Here is a 24347-nt window from a genome sequence, read left to right as displayed (position 1 = left end):
ATTGATTCAAATCTTAGATTTTGTGGGAGAACGTGAATGACCACCGCAACGCAAGGCACCGAACTTCATCCTGTCCCGACTTGGGCGAGCGAGAGCGGCGTCTGCAAACTGAAGGAAAGTATGGCGGATGCTAATAGTGGAACAACACTCGATCGGGTGCTTATTGCGGAGCGCATTGGCCGCTACGGGTGGGGTTTCGACGAACGCAGTGAGAACCTTGTTGGTGAATGTTTTACGGATGATGGTGTATGGGCAGGCTCAGTGATGGGTGAGACGTCCATTGGTCCATTTGTCGGTCGTAGCACGATTGTTAAATGGATGTCCGACTTCTGGGTAACATTAGCGGATCAGCGCCGTCATTCGTTCACTAATATCGCTATTGATGATCTTACCGATACTGCCGCCACCGCCTATGCTTATCTCACCCTATTGCGTTCGTATGAGAAAAAGCTCGAGTTTGTGACGGCCGGTCCGTATCGGTTTGTCATGAGAAAAGAAGAGCGGATCTGGCGTATCGCTCGCTTGGATGCGGGGTTCGATATTCCGTTCTGAGCTAGCCCATTTTAGCGCTACTCGAAACGACATTCTCATATGTACCAAACTGCCCACGATGTCGAAGTTTTTGGCTTAATTCTCCAAATGTTTCGACTCTCCCTGTTCGCTATTATGTTCGGAGAAGAAGGCGTTGATAACTCTTTATGGCATGTCCAGTCCAAACGTTCATAAAATCCTTATCATGCTGACTGAACTGAACGTTGATTACGCTTTTCGGTTTGTAGATGTCTGGAAAGGTGAGCAATTTTCGAAGGAGTTATCGGAGCTCAATCCTATCCAGAAGATGCCAATCATCATCGATGATCACGACGGACAGTCGGAAATATCTACAATTTTCGAGTCGGGGGCTATTCTGATCTATCTTGGTGAAAAGTATTCGATGTTCCTTCCGAAAGAAGGTCGCGAGCGCTACCAGACAATCCAATGGCTGATGGTGCAAATGTCGTCGGTTGGGCCGAGCTTCGGACAATTCAATCATTTTAGGCGTTATGTTGAGACACCGAATGAATACGCGGAAGCTAGGTTTGAGGCACAAACCAGAAATCTTTATCGCCAAATCAATGATCGACTCGGCAAGGCGCGATATTTGGCTGGAGACGTTTACTCGATTGCCGATATATCAATGTTTCCCTGGTTTCGCACCATGTCTATGTTCTTTGATGGACCGAGTGAACTCTGCAGGGCATACAATGCCGAATATCCAAACATATGGCGTTGGTATGATGAAGTTTTGTCCCGGACAGGTGTCGCAGATGCCGTGGCCTTTATCAAGAGCATGAAGTCGACTGCGGCATCCGCTACCAATGAGGATCGCGATAGATTTTTTCAGCGGGGAAACTTTTCTGGGCGACCAATACCAACACAATAACAACCAGAACAATCGACAAATTCTAGCATGCTAGTATATAAATGTCGCGGCAAATTGGCGGCGCGAATGGTGGAGGAGAAATAAAACCGTTCGTGTTTCTGACCCTGGTTCGATGCTTCAAACCATGCGATCCAGTTGCGCGGCTACCCTCACTATAACTGGCAGTTTGGTCCTCGGCTTAAGTCCAACTGTCGGCAACTTTAACGGGAGGAATTAATGAATATTAGTTTATCAAAACTTACGATTGCGTTGCTTGCGCCTTTGGTCTTCACCTCGGCGCCCGTTCGAGCGGCAGACTTTGATCTCGCGAAACACGAAAAGGCGACGCAAGCGGCAATGAAGGGGCCGCAGAACTGGGTCGGGCCAACTGACAAGCTCCTCCCCCCTAAAGATATCAAACTAGCGATTATCGCGTGCGACATGACGCTGGCCGGCTGTTCGGTGTCTGCAGAAGCAGCCGCAGAAGCCGCTAAGACTTTGGGATGGAAAGTCGATATCTATGATGGTCGGTCAGACTTCGCGACTCAGAACCGTTTGATCACCCAAGCGGTCGCGACGGGTGCGAATGCCATTCTTGCAGATTCCATTAATCCTGAACTCGTCAAGACGGGGATCGCCGCGGCCCATGCCAAGGGCGTCATTATTGGTGGAATTTTTGTAGGGAGTGGAGTGGGTAAAGACGGTTATGCGTTTGATATAGGCCCAAACTGGAAGAAGATTGGCGAAGCACAGGGCGACTGGATCATTTCTAGTTCAAAGGGGAAGGCAATCACGCTTCCGCTTAATGATCTGGAATTCAGCACAGTGGTAACACTGGTCAACTCGTCCGTAGAAACGCTGAAGAAATGCCCGGACTGCAAGACCCTTGATCAGGAGACTTTCGTCGCGGGAGACATCGGAAACGGTCTTGGTCGTCGCGTCCTCGGCCTTCTTCAACGCAATCCCGAAGTCAGCTATCTCTATGGCACATATGATCCGGCGATCGCCGATATGGTGCCGTCAATCATGAATGCGGGACTGGGCGACAAGGTTAAAATCGTTGGGCAAGTTGGGAACCCGGAGAACCTGAAGTATATTAAAGAGGGCAAGGCACAGGCCGCGACGGTGGCATTGGACGCAACCTATGCCGGGTGGATGGCAGTCGATGCGACAATTCGTATGCTGACTAATGTTCCACTCATGAAATCGAGAATCACCGACGACCCAGACTTCCTATACAGCGGAGATTGCCCCTTCATTCTCTACACGAAGGATAATCTTCCGGCTGATCTCGAAAAGCCGTGGGAAGCGCCGATTAATACACGTGCCAATTTCAAGAAGCTTTGGGGTGTTGAAGGCTGATCAGAAGCGATTTCGAGCCATCTGGCTGACAAAGTCAGGGCGCCACGGGTCTCTCATGATATCGTCGTGGCCCTATTGACGGATACAATTGGCATTCGTTTGTAATCTTACGGCATGCCAATTGTGATCGTCGATCCGAATTAGCAGGATTACGATGTTAAAAGCTGATGATGAAATTATGGGAAGCACTTCCAAAAGTCATCAGTTTCTCATACGGTTGTGCAAATATTGTCACCGTGTGTGACCGTTTTTGAGGCGAATATTGATGACGATCCAGGGTAAAGCAAGCAATTCCGCGCGTCAGTCAGGTTTGGCGGAGTTCGTTTACGGAGCTGTCAAGGAACGACTTCTTAATGGGAATTTAGAGCCCGCACAGGCAGTGTCAGTTGAAGCATTGACGGAAGAGTTGGACGTCAGCCGTCAGCCAGTGATGGGAGCACTTAAAAGGCTTTCAGTGGAGGGCTTCGTTGTCATCGTTCCACAGGTCGGTTGTCGAGTTCGACAGTATTCGTCGCAAGAAGTGACAGACTTCTTTCGGCTTTTTGCTGAGGGTGAAGCGCTTGTGGCGGAGTTCGTAGCGGAACGTGCTTCTCTGCAAGAAATTAATCGTCTTGAAGTCATCTCCGATCAGATCGGACGCTTACGGGAAACGACCGCTGAGCCTGATTACACGGCGCGGCAATATCGTGTATTGAACCGTGAACTTCACTTAGAAATGCGCCGTATATCCCGTTCCGTACCCGTCGCCGAGGTAGTCGAAACGTTAGGAGATCGAAGCGATTTCTTCATAGCAGCGGCGCGTCGGCCGATTTTCGCGGACCGTCTAACGACTGCCCACGATGAGCACGAGGAAATTATCAAAGCATTTCGAGAACGTGACGTAGCCACGGCCAGAAATGTTATGAAGACGCATATCCTTCAGATTGAACAACGTCTAAGGGGCGCGTTTGTCGAGGTGATTGAATAACCCAAAGCGGGTTATCAACTGGCATTCCACAGTTCCAATATGAGCTTTTGATGAATTCCTGACGATATGGCTCATAAATATGGATTGTGCGCATTTTCGATAAATTCTAGAATGTAACAAGATTGTTGTAGGAGAATGGATCATGGAAACCACCAAAGTGGCAATCGTCACAGGTGCCGCAGGAGGAATCGGTCGCGCAATTTGTGCTGAACTCGCCAGCCGAGGCAATCGGATTATAGCGGTTGATAGGAACCAGAAAGACCTAGAGACCCTTGCCAGTTCGTTGCGTCAGCAGGGGTATGACATTGTTGCGAGAGCCACTGAACTTACAAATGATGCGTCGTTGGATGACATCGTGCAGGATTTGAAACGAGTCGATATCCTCGTGAACAATGCTGGTATCTTCGACGTTAAGGAGTTCAGGGATCTCACTGCAGCTGACTTCCGCCGCCACTACGAAGTGAATGTCGTTGCTTCAACGGAACTGATACGCCGTTGTCTTCCAAAAATGGCCGAAGGTAGTGCGATCGTCAATTTGGCGTCAGTAGCTATGTTTGGGGCTTTAAATTTTTCACACTATTCCGCATCAAAGGCTGCGGTGGGAGCTCTCACGAAATCCTTGGCGCTGGAGCTAGCCCAGAGTGGGATTCGCGTAAATGCCGTAGCCCCTGGGCCAATCGCAACGCCGATGATCTTTAATCGCGATGATAATGACGCCGTGAACATAATCAAGCGCATACCTCTGGGGCGGATTGGCGAACCGGAAGATATAGCTGCAGCTGTTGGATATCTTTCATCGCATTCAGCCAAATTCATTACGGGCGTTGTGCTTGTTGTGGATGGTGGTCGGACACTGACTGGGCCGGCAGCATGAACCGCAGCCGATCCAATCTAGTATTCGCACGGTAGTAGACTGAGGAGTATTTAAATGAAGGTCGTGTTGATTACAGGAGGCGCACGTGGGATCGGACGTGCGACGGCGGAGCGTTTTCTTGCTGCCGGACACAAGGTCGTTGTGACGGATAAGTCCGCAGAAGCACTCGAGCCTTTACGGCAATCATTTCCTGAACGGTCAGCTGTTATCGAACAAGATATTTCGGAACGTACTGCTCCTGATGACGCGGTACGATTTGCGCTTGATCGGTTCGGAAGATTAGATGTTTTAGTAAACAACGCTGGCATTGGTGGTGCTAACCCAGATATTACAAAAGAAACGGAAGAGGGCCTGGATGACATGTTGAACATTAATCTTCGCGCTCACATCCGTTTTTGCCAAATAGCGCTTCCGGCATTGGGAGCTGGCGCTTGCATAGTAAACGTGGCTTCGATAGTCGGACTTCGCGGAAATGCCGGAAACGGAGTGTACTCGATAGCCAAAGCAGGTATTGTTGGATTGACGCGGCAACTAGCTGCCGATTACGGACCTTTAGGCATCCGGGTGAATGCGGTTGCTCCAGGATTAATCGAAACGCCTATGACACGCGACAAAATCAGGGCGAACCCTGCCTTCCAAGCCCAATTGATTAATCGGACTCCTTTTCCACGAATAGGCTGTCCTGAAGACATCGCAAATGCAGTATATTTTCTGGCATCTGATGAGGCGGGCTTTGTGAACGGCCATGTATTGGTTGTCGATGGGGGGTGGCTAACGGCCAATGGCGGCCCTATTGGATTTCAATGATCTGCCAATCGGCTGGAATTTGGAAGCTGAAATACAGCGAGGCATACAATTATCGAGACAGTATAATGGTGCCGGTTAGAGCGCGGTACTCCTTTAGGTTATACTGATTTTAAGTGCACTCCCAAGTTTATTTGGTTTTGGTTTAAAATGCTCTCATTGGATATGCTTGTAGGCGATTAACTGCTCCCAATCCTCGTAACTAGTTTGGAGGCGTTGGAAGTTCAAAACCTCTACACGCCTCGCGGTTGAGTTGGTGACAATTTATCGTTAATACCTAGGATCATAGAAAATAGCGTAAAGGGCGATTTGATCGCTAGACGTAGCTGATGTGACCAGGGTGGTGATTTAAATGGGCGCAAATGAAACTTCCGAACTCCGCACCCATGCAGTTTATGAGGCTCTTCGAGCAGATTTATTGGAAAGTAGGATACGGCCAGGAGAGAGGTTGAAGTTCCTTGACTTAGCGGAACGTTTCGGAAATAGCCAAACGGTCGTCAGAGAGGCTCTAACACGGTTAAGCGAAGAAGGTTTGGTGATTTCGAGTCCCAAACGCGGTTTTTCTGTTATGACGCTGTCGACCTCAGATCTAATCGACCTTACCAATTTGAGGTTGAGCGTTGAAGTCGGCGCATTGCGTTCAAGTGTTAAAAATGGCGATCTGACTTGGGAGCGCGAGGTGGTTTCCGCTCATCATGTTCTGGAACGGACTCCCCTACCAAATGGGACGGATCACGGTTCAACTTGGCGTCAACGGCATAGGGATTTTCATGCTGCCCTTTGCTCCGGATGTGGAAGTCCACGGCTACAGAAATTGACTTCCCAATTACGAGATGCCGCAGAACTGTATCGTATTTGGTCACGTCCCTCCGGATTTCACGTTGGCCGTGACTTCGCAGGTGAACATAAGGCCATTGTGCAAGCTGCACTCGCTCGAGATGAGGCGAGTGCTGCCGACCTGTTGTCCTTGCACCTCAACAGAACAACCCACGACCTACTACTCGCGGCAGAAAAAATAGTCGACAAATAAAATAACGGATTTTTTTATCGCGTAAATCGCATTTTATCGATAATCATCTATTGATCAGTTGTGATTCAAATCGAGTCGGAGTTATTAAACATGGCATACATGGTATTCACGAAAGACAAGCAGGATGCGGCACATATCCGGGCGGAGCATCGTCAGGCGCATATGGATTACCTAGCCTCTTGGGAGCCTAAACTTATCGCTTCCGGGGGCGTCCAAACCGAGAGCGGCGAGTTCAATGCTGGACTTATAATCATTGATGTTAACTCTCTCGAAGAGGCAAAGGCCTTTATCGAAGGCGACCCATTCGGAAAAGCCGGTTTATTCGGCGAGATTACTGTCTCTAAGTGGGTGCAAACATATTTACATGGTCGTCTTGATCGCGAGCCGTTCCAAGCATTAGCAAAGTAGACTGTCTCAATGGGAACCTGCCTGGACGCAAGGTTCCCATTTAGTTCGCTTGAAGCGGATATTTCATCCTTTCTTATGCACGATATCATATCCTGGCCATATCCCAGAAGCTGCGCGCCAATGGGGTCGTGGGTATTCGACTTTTACGCCAAGGGACTGTGCTGCATGTAATGGCCAGCGTGGATTATCCAACGCAGCACGTGCGATGCCAATAAGATCAGCTTGACCGCTGGATAGGATACCTTCTGCTTGAGGCCCTTCCAATATCATCCCCAATGCCATTGTGGTTAGTCCGCTCAGCTTGCGAACACTCGCCGCCAACGGAGCCTGATAACCAGGAGTCACCGGCGGAAGTTTCTGATTACTCGAATTCCCACCGCTCGAAACGCTGACGTAGTCGATTCCTATATCCTTCAGCTTTGCAGCGACTTTCGCGGTTTCCTCAACTGAAATTCCGCTCTCAACCCAGTCGCTTCCATTGAGTCTGAAACCGATCGCTTTGCTTCGCGGCCATACTTTCCTCACGGCGCGGGCAAGTGTGATTGCGAATAGCATACGGTGTTCAAGAGACCCTCCATACTTGTCAGTTCGTAAGTTGGCGATGTTGGATAAAAACGAACTTATGAGGTAGCCATGAGCGCCATGAATTTCGATAAGATCGAAACCCGCACGATCAGCGCGAGTTGCCGCCGATACGAAACTCGCAATGACGTCGTCGATATCGGTCAGAGACATTTCATTGGGTGCCGGCCAGTTTTCTTTTACTCGCACGGATGACGGACCAATTGGAATCCATCCGCCCTGTTCGATTGTTACAGGGTTTGGGGAATCAAATGGTTCGCTTGACGATTTTCGACCAGCATGTGCCAATTGAAGACCGATGGGGGTGGACGAATACGTGCGGATGTTTGAGAGAAGCTCGCGAAAATGCTCCTCCTGATCAGCATTGTAGATGGCAAGATCGCACGGGCTAATGCGCCCTTCAGGTGAAACGGCACTCGCTTCTATAATAACCACGCCGGCACCTGACACTGCCAAACTGCCATAGTGCATCGTATGCCAAGGCGTCACTTTTCCATCCGCTTTGGCCATGTACTGGCACATCGGTGATATCGCTATGCGATTTACGAGTTCAAGGCCACCTACTTTGATGGGTGAGAACAACTTGATCATACTGCGATTGATCCTTCGTACAAATAAGCCGCTTTCCGCGAAGTTTGGAGGCCTGAATTGAGTCCTATTGACGCTTGACACCAATATGAGCCCGCTATACCCATGTCAATCTTATCGGCAATATCAAATATTATCGATAATGAAGAGACTTCGCGAACAGGGCAACCGTGCATTCGCGATACTGATTATTGGGAACTATGACTCTAGTTTCTGGACGGTCAGCTAAGGGAGGATTTCATGTTGAGATATGAAAGAAGTGTCGCTCTTATTTCAGGAGGCGCGGGTGCATTTGGTTTAGCCATAGCGAAGCGGATAATTCAGGAAGGCGGACGTGTTGTACTGGCCGATCTTCGGGCGCCCACCACTAAATTGGAACCTGAACTGGACTGTAGACCTGAAAGCTGGAAATTTGTCGAATTAGACGTCACCTCTGAAGAGAGTTGGCTTAAGGCTGTCGAGTATACTGAATCACAATTCGGAAAACTTAATCTTTTGGTCAATAATGCAGGCGTTGTTTCTCAGGAGGTGCATGCGATTGATGAATTGCCCTTAGTAGAATGGCGGCGCGTATTCAAAATTAATGTCGACGGTGTTTTTCTTGGTATGCAGGCGGCAATTCGCACAATGAAGCAGAGGAAAGCCGGGGCGATCGTTAACATCGGTTCGATCGCGGGCTATGTTGGTTCACGGGACGGAGTTGCTTACGGAGCGAGCAAAAGCACGGTGAAAAACCTATCCAAACAAGCGGCCCTTAGTTCCGCAAGATTCGGATATGGTGTAAGGGTCAATACAGTCCATCCTGCTTACGTCTGGACTCCACTGGTTGCTGAGAAATTGATCCGCATTCACGGTAGCAAAGAGGCGGCGATGAAATCACTGACTTCTCTGATACCGCTCGGTGCGCTTCCAGAAGCTGATGACATAGCTGCGGCAGTCGCCTTTTTGGGGTCCGATGATGCTCGCATGATTACAGGTGCGGATCTCGTAGTCGACGGTGGACGGCTGATTCAATAAAGGGGTAACATCCCCTTTCTGCTTCTGCGACAATTTTGCTTTCGCCATTTATCTAGAATCGGCAGTGCTTTCTTGTCTTCTTAACATAAATGCTAGCATGTTATATACGCCTAAGGAGGAGACAATGAACGCATTAGACGATGAATTCGACGTGGTAGTACTGGGCTCAGGTGCGGCTGGGCTAACGACAGCTACTGTCGCCGCGCATCTGGGCATGAAAGTATTATTGGCCGAAAAAGAGCACCAGTTCGGTGGAAGTACTGCTCTTTCGGGAGGCGTGGTATGGATTCCGAATAATCCCGAAATGCATAAACTCGGCATGAGTGACAGTGTCGAAGCAGCTCGCAGTTATCTCACGAAAGTGCTTGGTAACAAAATAAGATACGATCTAGTCGATGCGTTCCTCGCGAACGGGCCGGACATGGTGACGTTCATGCACAAGCACACCGAGCTTCGGCTTATAAGTCGTCCAATCGCTCCAGATTACTACCCGGAGCTGGACGGAGCTTCCCCGGGAGGGCGAGCACTCGACCCGCAAATTTTCGATGGACGTCGTCTCGGCAAGTTGTTCTCTCGTCTTCGCTGGCCTATCAAAGAGTTCTTGGTGTTTGGCGGTATGATGGTGGGTCGCAGGGAAATCGACCAGCTACTCGGTTCTATGCGTTCACCTCAAAATTTTGCAGTATCAGCCAAAATGATCTTGCAATTTCTCGCACAAAAGCTGTCTCACGGCAGGGGAACGCGGCTAATAGCTGGCAATTCACTCGCTGCCCAGCTGTTGAAATCTGCATCAGACGCTGGTGTTGAACTCCGTAACGAAGTTCAGATTGATGCTCTCGAAAGCGAAAGCGGACGAATTAATGCCGTGCGGGTAACATATGGTGGAAAACAGCAGGTCTGGCGTGCGAAATTGGGCATAGTCTTGGCTGGCGGAGGTTCCGCAGCCAATCTCAAGACGATGAGCGAGATACTACAAACTCCTGAACAACACTACACTATGGCTCCGAAAAGCAGTACGGGCGGACTTCAGAAACTAGCAGTATTGCATGGGGCTGTAATTGATGACGCAGTGGTTGATCCTGCTAACTTCAGCCCCGTTTCAGTCATGAAGGATGCTGGTAAAGAAATCCGCTTTCCGCACCTTTTTCTCGATAGAGCGAAGCCTGGTCTGATCGCAGTTAATCAAGCAGGGCGTCGTTTTGTTGATGAAGCATCGTCCTATCATCAGTTCGTGCAGGGAATGCTTGCGGACTCGTCTCTTTCAGTTCCTGCATGGTTGGTTTGCGATGCGAGATTTTTGCGGAAATATGGGATGGGTCTGGTAAGACCGGGCATCGGCTCTCGAAAGCGATTCCTCGACACGAAGTATCTTATGACTGGGAAGACAATCGCCGAACTTGCACAGGCGATTGGTGTCCCTGCCGGTCCGTTGGAATCGGAAATTGAGAAGCATAACCGTTATGCGATAGACGGCCACGATCCCGACTTTGGTAAGGGAAGCAATATATACGACCGACATCTCGGGGACGCGGCTAACGGCCCCAACCCTTGTTTGGGTCCTATATCTGCCGCTCCATTTTATGCGATCAAGGTCTATCCAGGAGATATCGGGAGTACACAAGGCTTGAGGACAGACGCCAACGCGCGCGTCCTCAATGCCGACGGTCACCCGATCAACGGATTGTATGCCTGTGGCAATGATATGAACTCAGTGATGGCAGGTACCTATCCAGGGGCAGGTATCACGCTCGGGCCTGCGCTCACATTTGGTTACATAATCGCCAATACGCTGAATCGGGAACGCCAAAACAAACCGCAGATATAGCAGCGTAGTAATACCCACGAGTCACACGAGCGGTTTCGGATCTGATGCCTTTCCGCTTTACATGCTAGCATGTTAGCATTATAGGTTGACTAGCCGGGAGGAAACGGCGCGTCAGCCAGCGAACAATAGCCAGCCGAGATATGTGGCCAGGCGAACGCGGACGAACGGCAAGGGAGGAATTATGAACTTTCAAATAGCGACCATACTGCTCCAGGATGGTATCGCGACGGGTGCGGTCTACGCCATGTTGGCGCTGGGATTTGTTCTAGTATTTACAACAACCCGCATCATCTTCGCATCCTATGGCGACCTGATAGCTTACGCAGCATTAACCCTTCATTCTCTTCAGCAAAACGCGCTACCAGGTACCGTATACCTACTAATCGTGCTTGCACTCATTGCGACAGGGGTGGAGTGCATCTCCAAGTTTAGACAAGGAGAATACCAAGATATTCCCCGCGCGGTCGCGATCTGGCTTGTCTTGCCACTTTGCCCGGCACTAATTAGCTATCTTGTACAAGGGGTTGCCCTGAACTCGTATTTCCAGGTCATGCTGGCTATTGCCTTGGTGGTTCCAATCGCGCCACTACTCTACCGCATCGTATTCCAGCCGGTGGAGACCGCTTCCACTCTCGCTCTACTTATCGTTGCCCTTGTTCTTCATTACCTGATTTCGGGGTTAGCCCTCATGTTCTTCGGCCCCGAAGGTGCAAGAACCACAGCCCTATTCCGCGGCTTTTTCCATGTTTTTGGCCTCAATATATCATACCAAGTGATCGCGGTTGTTGTCGTGGCAATCCTCATGGCGGTGACCTTGGCCAGCTTCTTTGGATTTTCCCTGTCAGGAAAAGCATTGCGGGCGACTGCTCTGAATAGAAATGGGGCTCGCCTGGTCGGGATATCAACCCATCGCTCAGGTAGCACTGCATTCATTCTGGCCGGGGTTATTGCATCAATCGTCGGCATCCTGATCGCACCTACAGTCACGATCTACTATGATTCCGGACTGATGATTGGACTCAAGGGTTTTGTTGGCGCGGTACTTGGTGGTTTTGTTAGCTATCCACTAGCAACTATTGGCTCGATCATCATCGGTATTCTCGAATCTTATTCCTCCTTCTTTGCCAGTTCCTCCAAGGAGATTATCGTCTTCATCGCAATTATCCCAATTATACTGCTGCGGACATTCATTACACCCCAGCATATGGAAGAAGAAGAGGAGGTCGCATAATGGCCGAGATAGCTTCAGTCACTCTCTCTCGGTCTGCGCCTCGTTCCCGGTATTCCCTGGTATTTGGCATCGCGACTGTCGTACTCGTCGCACTTCCCTTGGCGCTAAGTCCATTTAGCGTATCAATGCTCAATCTCGTCGGCATCTATGCCCTTTCTGCGTTAGGCCTAATCCTACTGACGGGTTCGGGAGGTGTGACCTCCTTCGCGCAGGCCGCCTTCGCTGGCATAGGGGCGTACACCTCAGCCTATATAACCCTTAAAATAGGTTATGGGCCCTGGGTGGGGCTATTGGCTGCGCTTCTCATAGTTGGTCTTTCTGCGGTGCTCATGGGTGCCATCACTCTCCATCTTGGTGGTCACTACTTGCCAATCACTACGCTCGCCTGGGCAGTTGCAGTTTTCATGTTTCTTGGTAACTTGACGACCTTAGGCGCGCATAGCGGTATCGGGGATCTGCCTTCGGTAACGGCGTTTGGTTATGAACTGACGCGGCCAGAACAGGTATACTATCTAATTTGGGCTGTGTTAGTCCTAGCATTGATCGGTGCGACAAACCTCCTTTCCTCTCGCATGGGGCGCTCGATTAACGCCCTACGGGGTGGAGCATTGCTTGCAACAAGTCTCGGAGTTAACGCTTTCCGCGTTCGACTGCTCCTGTTCGTCTTGGCTGCTGAACTTGCGTGTGTTTCAGGTTGGCTCTTCGCCCATACGCAGAAGTTTATTTCGCCTTCACTGTTTGATCTCAACGCAGGCATGCAAGTGCTTCTCATGTCGGTGATTGGTGGCATTGGAAGCGTCTTGGGAGCGGTGGTCGGATCTGCATTGGTAATGCTGGGACGTAACTGGATTCAAGATATTCTTCCAGCTCTTGGCTTCGATGCTGGTACGTCAGAGGTCGTCATATTTGGGATCATATTCATCCTGCTGATCCAGTACTCTCCGCGAGGGCTCTCGCCCTTGCTCGCCCTTATTCTGCCGACAAAGCCCGCGGCAGCTCTTCCGAGCATTTCAAAAAGCGAGCGCCTTTCTTTTTCCCGTTCGATGGAAGGATCAGGATCGGCATCACCTTTGCTTCGGCTTGAGGGTGTAGGTATGAACTTTGGTGGCCTCGCAGCGGTCAGCGACCTATCTTTTGAGGTCAAACCCGGCACGATCGTTGCTCTGATTGGCCCCAATGGGGCAGGTAAGAGTACCACTTTTGATATGATCAGTGGTTTGAAGGTGCCGACTAAGGGCAAGGTTTATTTTGCAGATAAGGAGGTTACTAGCCAGGCCGCCCGCCTACTGGTGACTGACGGGCTTTCTCGAACTTTTCAGCATGTAAAACTGCGTCCGAAGCTTAGTCTGATCGATAATGTTTTGATGGGTGCCAACTGGAGAATGAAATCTGGGCTGTTTGCTGGGGTGTTCAAATTGGATCGTCTAGAGGAGCAGCAGTACCGTAAGACCGCTTTGCTTGCGCTCAATGAAGTCGGGTTGGGTGACGATGCATACGGGCTTGCCGGCAACCTCGCATTGGGGCAACAACGACTCCTTGAGATAGCTCGCTCGCTCGCTTCTGATCCAAAGATGATCATACTCGACGAGCCTGCGGCAGGTTTGCGCGCTATGGAAAAGCAAGCACTTGCAAACTTGCTCCGGCATTTGAGGAATTCCGGAATGACGGTTCTCCTAGTCGAACATGACATGGATTTTGTTATGGGTCTGGCAGACGAAATAGTCGTTCTGGAATTTGGTCGACGGATCGCCGTCGGCAAACCAGAAGAGATCAGGGCAAATCCGAGAGTTCAGGAAGCCTATCTTGGAGGAATTGCCTGATGTCCTTTCTCAAGGTTGAAAATCTCAGTGCCTCCTACGGTAAGATCTCGGCGATCCGGGACCTTACGATCGAGGTGGAAGCCGGTCGTATTGTAACAATTATTGGACCAAACGGTGCTGGAAAGAGCACCTTTCTGAAGGCCCTGATGGGATTAATGCAGTATAGTGGTAGCGCCCGCTTCGACGGAGAGGAAATCAGTCGTCGGGATGTCCAGGGGCGAGTGCAAAACGGCATGATTCTTGTTCCCGAAACGCGCGAATTGTTCAATGAAATGACAATCCGTGAGAATCTGGAGCTGGGCGCTTACACACGTAGGCGACATAGCCGAGCTGAGCTGAAACAAGACTTCGACCAAGTCTACGCTCTGTTTCCCCGTCTGTCCGAGCGCATGAATCAGGACGCAGGGACGCTTTCTGGCGGTGAGAGGCAGATGTTAGCACTCGGTCGGGCGTTGATGGCAAAGCCCAGACTACTCATGCTCGACGAGCCAAGCCTCGGCCTCGCTCCAATCATCGTCCGGGAAATCTTGCAAATTGTATCCCGTCTGAGAGAGCTCGATGTCAGCGTTTTACTCGTAGAACAGAACGCGCGAGCGGCTCTCCAGACTGCGGACTACGGTTATGTGCTGGAGACGGGTGAAATGGTCATTTCTGGACACGCTTCAGAATTGCTGAATCATCCGAGGGTCATCCAAACCTATATGGGTGGAGCCGCCAATTTGACGGCTTCAAATAGCTAACTATGGGACTCATAACTCAATTTTGTGGAGGAGAAACATGAAAAAAATTATCCCCCTGGGCATTGCAGCACTTCTTTCAACACTAGCTGCTATCCCCAACGCTTTCGCGGACGTTAAGATTGGCGTTGTTTTGGCGTTGTCGGGCTCTGCTGCTTCGCAGGGCATTCCCGAAAATCAGGGACTTCAGCTTGGCCTGCCGAAGGAGATTGGTGGTCAGAAAATTGAACTCATCGTTCTTGACGACGCGGGGGATCCTGCAATCGCAACGCGCAATGTTCAAAAACTGATTAACGATGAAAAGGTTGACATAATTGTCGGCCCGACAACGACCCCAAGTGCAATCGCCATGTCTCAGGTCGCGGCCGGTGCACAAGTGCCGATCATTCCATTGGCCCCAGTATCGCTCAACGACTCGAGGGATCAGTGGTTGTTTAACGTTCCGCCCCCGCCCGTAAAATGGATTATCCCAGTCGTCAACGATATGAAGAAGCGCGGGGTAAAGACTGTTGGCTTCCTCGGTTTCTCCGATGCTTGGGGTGATGTCAGCAAGAAGGCGCTTGAAACTTACGCAGACAAGATGGGCTATCAAATCGTAGCAGATGAGCGCTTTGCCCGGGCCGATACATCCGTGACGGGTCAAGTTTTGAAGCTTATGGCTGCAAATCCCGACGCTATCTTTCTGGGTGTCTCGGGAACCCCTGGCGTTCTTCCAAACGTCACACTTAAGGACCAGGGCTATCCCGGCCCAATCTACAATGGTAACGGCATTATGAATAAGGACTTCCTCAAGCTCGGGGGAACTTCTATCGAAGGGATTTACGGTGCGGTCGGCGCTATCGGCGTGGGCGACCAGCTTCCCGACAGTGAACCACGCAAACCCGTCGTAGCAGAATTCGTAAAATCATACGATGCGAAGTACGGAGCGGGTAAGGCGGATGCGCTGTCGGGATACGGATACGACACCGGAATAGTTCTTTCCATTGCGATAGAAAAAGCGCTGGCGAAAGACAAACCAGGCACCCACGAGTTCCGTGCTGCGTTACGCGACGGTATGCGTGAACTTAACCGCGTTCCTGGGGTGCACAGCATTTATGCATTCTCAGATCCGTCATGGCCTTGGGGCGTCGGCGATGATGCCGCCTTCCTCGTCACCGTTAAGGATGGCAAATGGATGTTGATCCAGTGAGTGATCTATTCCGCCACGTTGAAATATAATTCAGGACTACGCAAATGGCTGAGAATGACAACCACATCTATGAACTTCGATTATATGCTATCGCGCCCGGTCGACTGAATGATATGGCTGCGCGGTTCCGGAATGATATTCGCGTCCTGTTCCCGAAACATGGGATTCGCTTGGTCGGTAGTTGGACATGCATCGCAGGTCCTCGAGCTCCGGTATTTGTTTATCTCATGCGCTGGGATAGCTTTGAACAACGTTCGCAGGCATTTGCCAGCTTTGCTGCCGATCCGGATTGGCAAGAAGCGCGCGCAAGAACGAATGGGCCATCAGAACTCGTGGAGCGTTATGAGATCCAATTCCTAAAGGCGCTGGATGGGAGCGGTATAGAAGAACCTATGCCTCTTACGGATGACGGTGTTTTTGAACTCAACATTCATGCAGCTTCCAATGGAAGAGCAGTTGCCATGCGTGACGCCATTCTCAATCACGATTTGGCGGCGAAAGAACGCGCCGGTGCTGATCTTGTCGGAGCCTTTGAAGCAATCACGGGCCCCAAGTTGCCGAGCGTCATCAGTCTAGTCCGATGGCCAGATGCGAATACCTTGTCGAAGGGATACGACTTGGTCGAAAGCGATCAAGGATACGGGCAGCACCTCCGGACGGAGATAAACGACAACGGTCGGCACGTCTTGGGTGATGCTGACCGCTTCGTTATGCGACCCGTTGCAATCAACTGGAACTGATCTAGTGGGCGTCGCGCACTCATGTCAAAAACACTTAGCAATGAAGGCTTATAAAGCCGAGGAAGGAAAGTATGAAGCTGGTAAGTTTCACAGTCTCTGGTCGTAACAGCTGGGGCATTCAAAAAAGCGGAAAAATTGCAGACCTTGGTGCTCTTCCAGGAGCGGCGACGGATCTGCGCGCTGCACTTGCGATGGGTATTGATGCGTCGAAAGCGGAAGAAGCTCCGTCAATTGATGCTAAAGATGTCACATACCTACCAGTGATTCCCAACCCGGATAAGATTTTCTGTATCGGCATTAACTATGCCACACACATTAAAGAAACCGGACGACCAGTACCTGAACATCCTGTGATTTTTACACGCGTGGCTGCCTCCCAGGTTGGTCATGGAGAAGCTATTCTTCGACCGAACGAATCTGAGAAACTCGATTTTGAAGGTGAACTAGCCGTCGTGATAGGAAAGGCATGCCGTCGGGTACCCGTCGAGAATGCTCTGGATTATGTTGCAGGTTATGCGTGTTATAACGACGGCTCTATTCGCGACTGGCAGCGTCATACGTCTCAGTTTGCACCGGGAAAGAATTTTTACAAGACTGGCGGATTTGGTCCCTGGCTGGTAACTACTGATGAGATCCCAGACCCGTCCAAGCTTACGCTGATTACCCGCCTGAATGGGGAAGTCATGCAGGAAGCACCGATCTCTGATCTGGTATTCAATGTTCCGCAGCTCATTGCATACTGCTCAACCTTTACGCCCCTTCTTCCCGGCGACGTCATTGTTACTGGAACTACAGGGGGCGTCGGTCTATTCCGTGATCCTCCTGTCTTTATGAAAGCGGGCGATGCTGTCGAAGTCGAAATCTCGTCAATAGGGATTCTTAAGAACTCTGTAGTAGACGAAGCCGCTTGAGTCTACGACATGGATGGTTTTAAACGGGCAGGGCCATTAACTAACGTAGCCTCAGCACAAAACAACGAAGTTGTTTCGGTGAAACACAGCAACCGTCGAGTGGGACTGGCGGACTACGTCTATGCGTTCGTCAAGGATATGATCCTAGACGGACAGCTGGGTCCGTGTGAAGCCATCCAAGTAGAACTACTCTCCAAAAAACTAGACGTGAGCCGACAGCCTATAATGGAAGCACTGAAGCGTCTCGCGCTCGAGGGTTTTGTTTTGATACTACCACAGGTGGGATGCCAAGTACGGCACTATTCGGTGGAAGAAATCACAGACTTCTACAGGCTCTTTGCGAAGGCCGAGGCTCTTATCGCTGAGCTGCTGGCAGAGCGAGCAACATCTGCTGATATTGAGATGATGACATCGATCTCTGAGCAGATAGGTATGCTTCGAACCTCTAACATGAACCCATCGGAGACTGGAGTTCAATACCGGCAACTGAACCGCCGCCTTCATTTCGAGATGCGAAGGGCATCACACTCATTGCCGGTTGCGGAAGTCGTCGAGACATTAGGCGATCGAAGCGACTTCTTCGTTGCATCGACTGGTCACAACATCTTCGCACAGCGCCTAGATCGCGCCCATGCCCAACACGAAGCCATCATTGCCGCAGCTAAACGCCGTGATCCTCTGGCCGCTCGACAGGTCATGAGGCAGCATATTCTTGAGACTGCAGAGCATATAAGGATGAAGCAATGACCGATGGTTTAGAGGGCATCAGTGCGCCCAAAGCTCTTAAATTCTAGCATATTACATGGAAGGACGACAGATGATCAAAACATCGGTGGTGATAGCAGGCGGTGGCCCAGTTGGGATGACACTGGCACTCGAGCTCGCGAAACGAGGAGTTGATTGCCTTGTGGTTGAGCGGAATGAGACAACCACAAAGCATCCTAAGATGGATATCACGAACGGTCGCAGTATGGAGCTGTTTCGTTCGCTTGGCATTGCCGATGAACTTAGAGCTGCTGCCGTGCCCAGCTCTCATCGATTTGATGTCTCCTGGATAACTGACTTCACGGGTTCCGAACTCTACCGTTTTGCTTATCCTTCGGTTGACGAAATGCGGCTGAAGATCCGCAACACGAACGATGGTACGCAATCTCTTGAGCCTGCCATGCGCGTATCGCAGGTCGTCATCGAACCCGTACTGAGAGCGGCGATTGCACGACATTCGCAAATCGAACACCGTTTCCAAACCCGATTTGAATCATTCGAAGAGACTGATGATGGTGTGACTGTCACTCTTCAAAACTTGGCTACCGACACAATTGAGACGGTTTGTTGTCAGTATTTGGTTGGATGTGATGGAGGTGGCAGTCAGGTTCGCCAGTCGCTTGGAATAGAGTTTGAAGGTAAGCCCCGTGTCATGGAACGGTTCATGACACACTTTAAATCCACGGAAAAGGAGTTGCTGATGCGCTGGGGTGTTGCCTGGCACTATCAGTCCGCCTACGGAACGCTTATCGCACAGGACGATGAGAGCATCTGGACGCTCCACTCACGGTTCCCAGATGGTGAAGTGGATGACGTCGATCCCCGCGCTCTGCTTCGACGCTTCGTTGGGCGCGATATTGACGCCGAAATATTAGTCGCTAATCCTTGGGCGCCTCATCTGCTAGTGGCTGAGTCCTACGGGAGGGGTCGTGTATTCATAGCTGGAGACGCAGCGCACCAGTACATTCCTACAGGCGGCTACGGCATGAACACCGGGATCGGTGATGCTTCGAATCTTGGTTGGAAACTTGCGGCAGTCGTTAAAGGTTTTGCAGGTCCGGCACTCCTCAACAGCTATGAGGCCGAACGACTTCCCGTTGGTATCCGAAATTGCGCAGCCGCGGAAGATAACAATGATGTGCGGCGTGCCATCGGTTCTCTCTACAATGATTTGTTGTTTGCGGAATGTGCGGAAGGTGATGCCGCGCGCGCGCAAGCATCCGCTCGCATAGCAAGTCTCGGAAACCTCGAAAATGAGGCTTGGGGTATAGAATTTGGTTATGTGTATTCAAATTCTAACGCTGTGATAGCGGAAGCTGACGCAAACGTTACAGACGATCCTGCGGTTTATGTGCCGACAACTGTACCAGGAGCTCGGCTTCCGAGTATTTTTCTTCCGGATGACACAGCTCTATTCGATCATCTGGGGGACTGGTTCACATTGCTCAATTTTGGCCCGAAAGGCGCCGGACAATACTTTATTGAAGCTGCGGAAACCCTCGGAGTTCCACTGAAATTAGTCGAGGTCGACGCCGGAGATCTCGCGCAAATCTATGAAATGCCCCTGATCCTGGTTAGGCCAGATCAGCACGTTGCATGGCGCGGACATCAAGTCGACAATTCAGTATTGGCTAAGAATATCTTGAAGATGATTTTGGGAAGGACGGGCAGGTAGATCGAGATTTATCTGTCGATAAAAACAAGTGGAGGATAGAATGAAAGTTGCATTGATTACAGGTTCTGGCCAAGGGATAGGACGCGCTACTGCAGAGAGATTCCTAAACGGCGGATATCAAGTAGTAGCCACTGACATCACGAACGAAGGACTGGCGGAGCTTTCCATTCTCGCTCCGGATCGGGTAAAAACCCTTTGTCAGAACATAACTGATACCCACGCCCCCCAAGAAGCGATAGATCTTGCCATGTCGTCATTCGGGCAGCTGGACGTTCTGGTTAATAATGCTGGCATCGGGCGACCGAAACCCGTGGGTGATACAAGTGACGAAGAGATCGACAGGTTTCTGGACGTTAACATCCGTGCTCAAATCCGCTTTAGCCGAGCTGCACTCTCTGTGTTGAAAAGCGGTGGAGCGATGGTCAATATATGCTCCATCTTCGGCTTTCGTGGAAGTGCAGGCGGAGGAGTCTATTCGGTCACGAAGGCAGCAATGGTGGGTCTTACGCGCCAGATGGCTGCAGACTACGGTCCGCAGGGGATTCGCATCAATGGTGTAGCGCCAGGGTTGATTAAGACACCAATGACGAAAGATCGCATCGAGAACAATAAAGAGTTTCGTCGTCTGATGGTCGAAAGCACTCCCTTCCCTCGGGTGGGAACGCCTGAAGACATAGCAAACGCGGTTCACTTCTTATCCTCGGAAGAAGCAGCGTTTATCTCAGGCCAAGTACTGGTAGTCGATGGTGGTTGGCTTGCCGCGAACGGTGCACGCGCTGCATAAAGGAGGTTGAAATGACGAGCTCAGGGAATAGGTTGGACCAACGAAGCATCGTGATCGTTGGCGCTGGATCTGGTATCGGCAAAGCGACTGCGGAGTGTTTCGCTTCCGAAGGGGCCAAACTGGCAATCCTTGATTGGAGTTTGGAAACGGCCTCAGAAGTGGCTAAATCGTGCGGTGGCACCGCAATCCAAGTTGACGTTGCCTCGGCGTCGTCCGTTACGACAGCATTTGAAAAGGCCGCCAAATTTCTAGGAAAAATTGACGGTTTGGTGATCACAGCGGGCGTTTTCGATACGGCACGATTCCTCGATACACCGCCCGATATTTGGCAGCGTACGCTTGCAGTAAATCTCACTGGAACGTTTAATGTCTGCCAAACAGCCATTCCCTACCTCGAGAAACTGGAGCGGTCGACGATCGTGACACTCGGTTCTGGTGTGGCTCTGGTACCCTCCGGGCCCGGAACAGCGGCTTATGCGGCATCCAAGGGCGGCGTGATATCTCTAACAAGATCACTGGCTGCTGAATTCGCTCCCAAAATAAGGGTCAACTGCGTGTGTCCAGGAATGGTGGACACGCCGATGACAGAGACGGTGATTAGGGACGCAAATGGACAGATTAAGTCCACGGTCATAGGAAACTATGCGTTACAACGGTTCGCGACCCCTAAGGAAATAGCATCATCGATACTCTTCCTGACTTCTGATGAGTCTTCATACGTTACTGGGATTACACTCGCTGTCGACGGCGGACGGACGTTCCACTAGCACTCATAGACCGGACTGTCTCCGACATTCCGGTCGATCTCTATTTGCCCACCAGGCGAACACCACTGAATTGGACGACAATAAGCCTCACGTCTGAGGTAGAGTCGGTTTATCAAATACGGAGGATTTACAATGGCCGTTTGTGCTTTGGGCTATCTGGGTATCCGTTCACCACTACTGGATGACTGGGCTGATTTCGCTGGCGGGCTTTTGGGTATGCAGAAGATTGACCGTGGAGGGAAAGCCTTGGCGTTTCGTATGGATGATCAAAGACAACGTCTATTGGTCACTGATGAACCCGGCGATACTTTGTCATTCATGGGTTGGGAAGTAACTGAAAAAGATGATCTGGCGAGGTACGCTGCCAAGCTGGAAGTGGCCGGTACGAAAGTGACACTTGGCTCCAAAAGGCTGGCAGATAAGCGGTTTGTTACAGAGTTAATTTACTTTAATGATCCAGTGGGCAACCGCGTTGAACTTTTCTGGAAGCCGATGATCGCTTCCGATCCCTTTGTTCCAGGACGCCCCATCGATGGCTTCAAAACCGGACCATATGGGATGGGACATGCCGTTCTTCATGTAGACAATATCCAATCTCAATTGTTGTTTTACCGTGATGTTTTGGGATTTTCAGTTACGGATTACGGTCACGAACCTTATCCTCTATACTTCTTCCACGTTAACAATCGCCATCATAGTCTTGCAATGGTTGGCTCAGGTAAGCAGGGCTTCCATCATTTTATGGTTGAGTACCAGAATCTCGATGACGTGGGGCAAGGGTACGATCTGGCTCAACTTGAAGAGGGTCGAGTGGCATATACCCTGGGCAGACACACAAACGATTGGATGACATCATTTTATGCCAATACTCCGTCCGGGTTCTTCGTAGAAAGCGGTTGGGGCGGGCGTATAATCGACGAGGCCACATGGGAACCGCATGAAACAGTTGCCGGACCGAGCTTCTGGGGCCATGACCGATTGTATTTAGAAGAGGACGATAAAACGCGTCTTGCACTGCGTGAAATGAGGCTAAAAGCAGCTCGCGAGGGAGTGAGAGCGCCCGGCGTACCGGATTGTCCGTGGCTTTATAATGAATTCCTCTCAAAGACAAGCAAGTCCAGTTAGAGACTTATCAGGTGAATTCATGAATAATCAAGTTCGTTCACTAAAGCGTGGCCTAGATATTCTAAGTTTTCTCAGCGCGCATGGAGGAACAAAAGCAGGCGAGCTAGCCAGATCGCTAAATCTTTCGAGAGGAACTGTTTATAGACTTCTCCAAACACTAGACGCTGATGGTTATGTCAGTTTCAATTCAGGCGACCAACGATTCAAAGTAACGAATAAAGCTGCCACACTCGGCGATGGTTTTCGTTCAGAATCTGAGCTTGCCGAAATTCTAAAACCATTGATCAGGAAGTACGCAAAGGAACTCATCTGGCCAATTGATTTCTTGGTGTACGATAATGGTACTATGGTTGTGATTGATAGTACGCACACTCTCAGCCCTATGTCGATAGATCACTCGATGGTTGGTCGGAGAGTCCCTTTGCTACGCACAGCAGCCGGTCGAGCATATCTCGCCCATGTGTCTCACAGTCAGCAAAAAATCATGGTCGAACAGCTAAAAAACTTAAAAGAACAAGACGACGCACCGTTCTTAGATGAAACACGATTGTCGATCATGCTACAGAAAATCAAGGCAAAAGGTATCGCAGTTCGATACAACGGAAAATTTAAGCCTGATACAGCAGGCCTGGCAGTACCGCTAATCTATGACGGGGACGTGCTCGGTTGCATATCGCTTATATGGATCAGAAAAGCTCTTTCAGTTGAACGAGTACTTGCAACGTGCGAGGAACCTATACGCGCACTCGCGCACGAAGCTGTCATTGAATATGGCCAACGACTTAACTGACGAATGGTCACTCTAAAAACTGATATTTAAACAGCTGGTACAAACGAATTAACCCATTTGCTCCGCTTTTCTATCAGTTTTCTTATACTATAAAGGAGACGTTTTATGCAGATCAAGAAGCTTGTGTTTTTGACTCCGAAACAGGGCATGACCGATGACGCTTTCGCCGCCTATTGGCTAGGTACCCATGGACCGTTGATTGCATCGTTGCCAAACTATGGTACTTGGCGCCAAAGATATGTGCAAAATCACATAACAGGCCAATCACCTGTGGGGAATAATTTTGTCTATAGCGGTATCGCGGAATTTTGGATTCCAGGCGAATCTCCCAATGAAGATAGTTTTTCTCGCACAGATGCGTTTCGCGAGATTGTCAGACCGGACGAATTGAACTTTCTTGATCTGGACCGGACTGCAGTTATAGCTGCAACGGAAGAGGTACTGGTTCCAGGAAGTGGCCAAGTGAAACTGATTATTCTCTCTCATTTGCACGAAGGCGCGGATAACGATCTATTACGTAGCGACACTAGACAGCGGCTCAGCTCTTTACTCGTCTCTCAACCGTTGCAGCAACTTATAAAAGGGTGGGCAATCAATACTACCATTGCAGGCACGAGTAAGTGGCTAGGAAGAAACCTTGAAGAGCTGCACATCGACTTTGTAGAAGAGATATGGTTCGATTCATTGTCTGACATGAACGAGATCCTATCGTTCTGGTCAGAAGGCGTCGATAAACCGGGAAAAGAAGAGCACAATAAATTTTATTCACGCTCATCATTTATTGCAAAAGAATACACTCTTTACGATGAAAGGTGATAAGCTTGGTTGGAAGGTGCAGGTAAAGATTGCCCGCTAGGCGGGCAACTGAAGAATAGCTGTTCCATTGGTGACGGCGAAATGCTCATCTGATCCTTAAAAACTTTTGAAACAATCAATCAAGAACACCCGCCCTAG

At 50.2% G+C, this 24347-nt stretch carries 24 protein-coding genes; 23 read left to right on the top strand and 1 reads right to left on the bottom strand.

The features are described from left to right. Positions 1–36: 36 nt before the first annotated feature. The 8 genes from JAU75_RS20700 to JAU75_RS20665 all read left to right on the top strand — a co-directional run bounded on the left by JAU75_RS20700 (position 37) and on the right by JAU75_RS20665 (position 6847). On the top strand, positions 37–552 hold the full coding sequence (locus JAU75_RS20700) for a nuclear transport factor 2 family protein (protein WP_199058390.1): 516 nt from the start codon (positions 37–39) through the stop codon (positions 550–552). Positions 553–685: 133 nt separating this feature from the next. Continuing rightward, the gene (locus tag JAU75_RS20695) at positions 686–1423 is read left to right on the top strand and encodes a glutathione S-transferase family protein (RefSeq protein WP_371836219.1); all 738 of its coding nucleotides are present in this window, start codon (positions 686–688) and stop codon (positions 1421–1423) included. Between the two features lie 216 nt (positions 1424–1639). Continuing rightward, positions 1640–2764 carry a sugar ABC transporter substrate-binding protein gene (locus JAU75_RS20690; protein ID WP_199058388.1) on the top strand — a complete coding sequence of 375 codons (1125 nt, stop codon included), beginning with the start codon at positions 1640–1642 and terminating at the stop codon, positions 2762–2764. A 265-nt stretch (positions 2765–3029) separates the two neighbouring features. Beyond that, positions 3030–3731 carry a GntR family transcriptional regulator gene (locus JAU75_RS20685; RefSeq protein WP_199058387.1) on the top strand — a complete coding sequence of 234 codons (702 nt, stop codon included), beginning with the start codon at positions 3030–3032 and terminating at the stop codon, positions 3729–3731. A 142-nt stretch (positions 3732–3873) separates the two neighbouring features. Beyond that, a complete protein-coding gene (locus JAU75_RS20680) occupies positions 3874–4605 on the top strand; it encodes an SDR family NAD(P)-dependent oxidoreductase (RefSeq protein ID WP_199058386.1) in 732 nt (243 codons plus the stop codon). Between the two features lie 54 nt (positions 4606–4659). Continuing rightward, a complete protein-coding gene (locus tag JAU75_RS20675; protein ID WP_199058385.1) occupies positions 4660–5412 on the top strand; it encodes an SDR family oxidoreductase in 753 nt (250 codons plus the stop codon). A 349-nt stretch (positions 5413–5761) separates the two neighbouring features. Next, entirely contained in the window at positions 5762–6439 is a 678-nt protein-coding gene (locus tag JAU75_RS20670; RefSeq protein WP_199058384.1) for a GntR family transcriptional regulator, read from the top strand. Positions 6440–6529: 90 nt separating this feature from the next. Beyond that, positions 6530–6847: a YciI family protein gene (locus JAU75_RS20665; protein WP_199058383.1), complete on the top strand. Its 318-nt coding sequence runs from the start codon at positions 6530–6532 to the stop codon at positions 6845–6847. A gap of 63 nt (positions 6848–6910) precedes the next feature. Here the strand turns inward: JAU75_RS20665 and JAU75_RS20660 are convergent, their stop codons facing one another. Then, entirely contained in the window at positions 6911–8020 is a 1110-nt protein-coding gene (locus tag JAU75_RS20660; RefSeq protein ID WP_199058382.1) for an NADH:flavin oxidoreductase/NADH oxidase, read from the bottom strand. A gap of 237 nt (positions 8021–8257) precedes the next feature. Here JAU75_RS20660 and JAU75_RS20655 point away from each other — a divergent pair, with 237 nt between their 5' ends. From JAU75_RS20655 to JAU75_RS20585, 15 genes are all read left to right on the top strand, one after another. After that, positions 8258–9034: an SDR family oxidoreductase gene (locus JAU75_RS20655; protein ID WP_199058381.1), complete on the top strand. Its 777-nt coding sequence runs from the start codon at positions 8258–8260 to the stop codon at positions 9032–9034. Positions 9035–9158: 124 nt separating this feature from the next. Then, the gene (locus JAU75_RS20650) at positions 9159–10859 is read left to right on the top strand and encodes an FAD-dependent oxidoreductase (RefSeq protein WP_199058380.1); all 1701 of its coding nucleotides are present in this window, start codon (positions 9159–9161) and stop codon (positions 10857–10859) included. 181 nt (positions 10860–11040) lie between these two features. After that, positions 11041–12090, top strand: coding sequence for a branched-chain amino acid ABC transporter permease (locus tag JAU75_RS20645; RefSeq protein ID WP_199058379.1), 1050 nt, complete (start codon positions 11041–11043; stop codon positions 12088–12090). A 125-nt stretch (positions 12091–12215) separates the two neighbouring features. Then, the gene (locus tag JAU75_RS20640; protein WP_199058378.1) at positions 12216–13910 is read left to right on the top strand and encodes a branched-chain amino acid ABC transporter ATP-binding protein/permease; all 1695 of its coding nucleotides are present in this window, start codon (positions 12216–12218) and stop codon (positions 13908–13910) included. Further along, positions 13910–14650 (top strand): ABC transporter ATP-binding protein, encoded by a 741-nt coding sequence (locus JAU75_RS20635; RefSeq protein WP_371836218.1) that lies wholly within the window; start codon positions 13910–13912, stop codon positions 14648–14650. The genes JAU75_RS20640 and JAU75_RS20635 overlap by 1 nt, the downstream gene beginning before the upstream one ends. A 37-nt stretch (positions 14651–14687) precedes the next feature. Then, entirely contained in the window at positions 14688–15836 is a 1149-nt protein-coding gene (locus JAU75_RS20630) for an ABC transporter substrate-binding protein (protein ID WP_199058377.1), read from the top strand. Between the two features lie 44 nt (positions 15837–15880). Then, positions 15881–16576 carry an NIPSNAP family protein gene (locus tag JAU75_RS20625; protein WP_199058376.1) on the top strand — a complete coding sequence of 232 codons (696 nt, stop codon included), beginning with the start codon at positions 15881–15883 and terminating at the stop codon, positions 16574–16576. Between the two features lie 71 nt (positions 16577–16647). Further along, on the top strand, positions 16648–17487 hold the full coding sequence (locus tag JAU75_RS20620) for a fumarylacetoacetate hydrolase family protein (protein WP_199058375.1): 840 nt from the start codon (positions 16648–16650) through the stop codon (positions 17485–17487). 9 nt (positions 17488–17496) lie between these two features. Then, positions 17497–18234 (top strand): GntR family transcriptional regulator, encoded by a 738-nt coding sequence (locus JAU75_RS20615; protein WP_199058374.1) that lies wholly within the window; start codon positions 17497–17499, stop codon positions 18232–18234. A 70-nt stretch (positions 18235–18304) separates the two neighbouring features. Further along, on the top strand, positions 18305–19927 hold the full coding sequence (locus tag JAU75_RS20610) for an FAD-dependent monooxygenase (protein ID WP_199058373.1): 1623 nt from the start codon (positions 18305–18307) through the stop codon (positions 19925–19927). Positions 19928–19967: 40 nt separating this feature from the next. Next, entirely contained in the window at positions 19968–20711 is a 744-nt protein-coding gene (locus JAU75_RS20605; RefSeq protein ID WP_199058372.1) for an SDR family oxidoreductase, read from the top strand. Positions 20712–20722: 11 nt separating this feature from the next. Beyond that, complete coding sequence (locus tag JAU75_RS20600) at positions 20723–21478, top strand: SDR family oxidoreductase (protein ID WP_199058371.1); 756 nt, start codon at positions 20723–20725, stop codon at positions 21476–21478. Positions 21479–21610: 132 nt separating this feature from the next. Beyond that, a complete protein-coding gene (locus JAU75_RS20595) occupies positions 21611–22603 on the top strand; it encodes a VOC family protein (RefSeq protein ID WP_199058370.1) in 993 nt (330 codons plus the stop codon). 19 nt (positions 22604–22622) lie between these two features. Beyond that, entirely contained in the window at positions 22623–23393 is a 771-nt protein-coding gene (locus JAU75_RS20590) for a helix-turn-helix domain-containing protein (RefSeq protein WP_199058369.1), read from the top strand. Positions 23394–23498: 105 nt separating this feature from the next. Further along, a complete protein-coding gene (locus tag JAU75_RS20585) occupies positions 23499–24209 on the top strand; it encodes an EthD domain-containing protein (RefSeq protein ID WP_199058368.1) in 711 nt (236 codons plus the stop codon). Positions 24210–24347 lie beyond the last annotated feature (138 nt).

It is taken from the genome of Ochrobactrum sp. Q0168, from assembly GCF_016427605.1.
In the GTDB taxonomy this organism is placed as follows: domain Bacteria; phylum Pseudomonadota; class Alphaproteobacteria; order Rhizobiales; family Rhizobiaceae; genus Brucella.
This window is presented reverse-complemented; position numbering and strand designations above follow the sequence as displayed.

Excerpts from the sequence above, each read along its gene's own strand:
- JAU75_RS20690 (WP_199058388.1), top strand. The coding sequence starts at position 1,640 with ATGAATATTAGTTTATCAAAACTTACGATTGCGTTGCTTGCGCCTTTG.
- JAU75_RS20635 (WP_371836218.1), top strand. The coding sequence starts at position 13,910 with ATGTCCTTTCTCAAGGTTGAAAATCTCAGTGCCTCCTACGGTAAGATC.
- JAU75_RS20640 (WP_199058378.1), top strand. The coding sequence starts at position 12,216 with ATGCTCAATCTCGTCGGCATCTATGCCCTTTCTGCGTTAGGCCTAATC.
- JAU75_RS20620 (WP_199058375.1), top strand. The coding sequence starts at position 16,648 with ATGAAGCTGGTAAGTTTCACAGTCTCTGGTCGTAACAGCTGGGGCATT.
- JAU75_RS20680 (WP_199058386.1), top strand. The coding sequence starts at position 3,874 with ATGGAAACCACCAAAGTGGCAATCGTCACAGGTGCCGCAGGAGGAATC.
- JAU75_RS20610 (WP_199058373.1), top strand. The coding sequence starts at position 18,305 with ATGATCAAAACATCGGTGGTGATAGCAGGCGGTGGCCCAGTTGGGATG.
- JAU75_RS20585 (WP_199058368.1), top strand. The coding sequence starts at position 23,499 with ATGCAGATCAAGAAGCTTGTGTTTTTGACTCCGAAACAGGGCATGACC.
- JAU75_RS20665 (WP_199058383.1), top strand. The coding sequence starts at position 6,530 with ATGGCATACATGGTATTCACGAAAGACAAGCAGGATGCGGCACATATC.
- JAU75_RS20655 (WP_199058381.1), top strand. The coding sequence starts at position 8,258 with ATGTTGAGATATGAAAGAAGTGTCGCTCTTATTTCAGGAGGCGCGGGT.
- JAU75_RS20650 (WP_199058380.1), top strand. The coding sequence starts at position 9,159 with ATGAACGCATTAGACGATGAATTCGACGTGGTAGTACTGGGCTCAGGT.
- JAU75_RS20605 (WP_199058372.1), top strand. The coding sequence starts at position 19,968 with ATGAAAGTTGCATTGATTACAGGTTCTGGCCAAGGGATAGGACGCGCT.
- JAU75_RS20685 (WP_199058387.1), top strand. The coding sequence starts at position 3,030 with ATGACGATCCAGGGTAAAGCAAGCAATTCCGCGCGTCAGTCAGGTTTG.
- JAU75_RS20670 (WP_199058384.1), top strand. The coding sequence starts at position 5,762 with ATGGGCGCAAATGAAACTTCCGAACTCCGCACCCATGCAGTTTATGAG.
- JAU75_RS20645 (WP_199058379.1), top strand. The coding sequence starts at position 11,041 with ATGAACTTTCAAATAGCGACCATACTGCTCCAGGATGGTATCGCGACG.
- JAU75_RS20660 (WP_199058382.1), bottom strand. The coding sequence starts at position 8,020 with ATGATCAAGTTGTTCTCACCCATCAAAGTAGGTGGCCTTGAACTCGTA.
- JAU75_RS20625 (WP_199058376.1), top strand. The coding sequence starts at position 15,881 with ATGGCTGAGAATGACAACCACATCTATGAACTTCGATTATATGCTATC.
- JAU75_RS20700 (WP_199058390.1), top strand. The coding sequence starts at position 37 with ATGACCACCGCAACGCAAGGCACCGAACTTCATCCTGTCCCGACTTGG.
- JAU75_RS20675 (WP_199058385.1), top strand. The coding sequence starts at position 4,660 with ATGAAGGTCGTGTTGATTACAGGAGGCGCACGTGGGATCGGACGTGCG.
- JAU75_RS20595 (WP_199058370.1), top strand. The coding sequence starts at position 21,611 with ATGGCCGTTTGTGCTTTGGGCTATCTGGGTATCCGTTCACCACTACTG.
- JAU75_RS20600 (WP_199058371.1), top strand. The coding sequence starts at position 20,723 with ATGACGAGCTCAGGGAATAGGTTGGACCAACGAAGCATCGTGATCGTT.
- JAU75_RS20615 (WP_199058374.1), top strand. The coding sequence starts at position 17,497 with ATGGATGGTTTTAAACGGGCAGGGCCATTAACTAACGTAGCCTCAGCA.
- JAU75_RS20630 (WP_199058377.1), top strand. The coding sequence starts at position 14,688 with ATGAAAAAAATTATCCCCCTGGGCATTGCAGCACTTCTTTCAACACTA.
- JAU75_RS20590 (WP_199058369.1), top strand. The coding sequence starts at position 22,623 with ATGAATAATCAAGTTCGTTCACTAAAGCGTGGCCTAGATATTCTAAGT.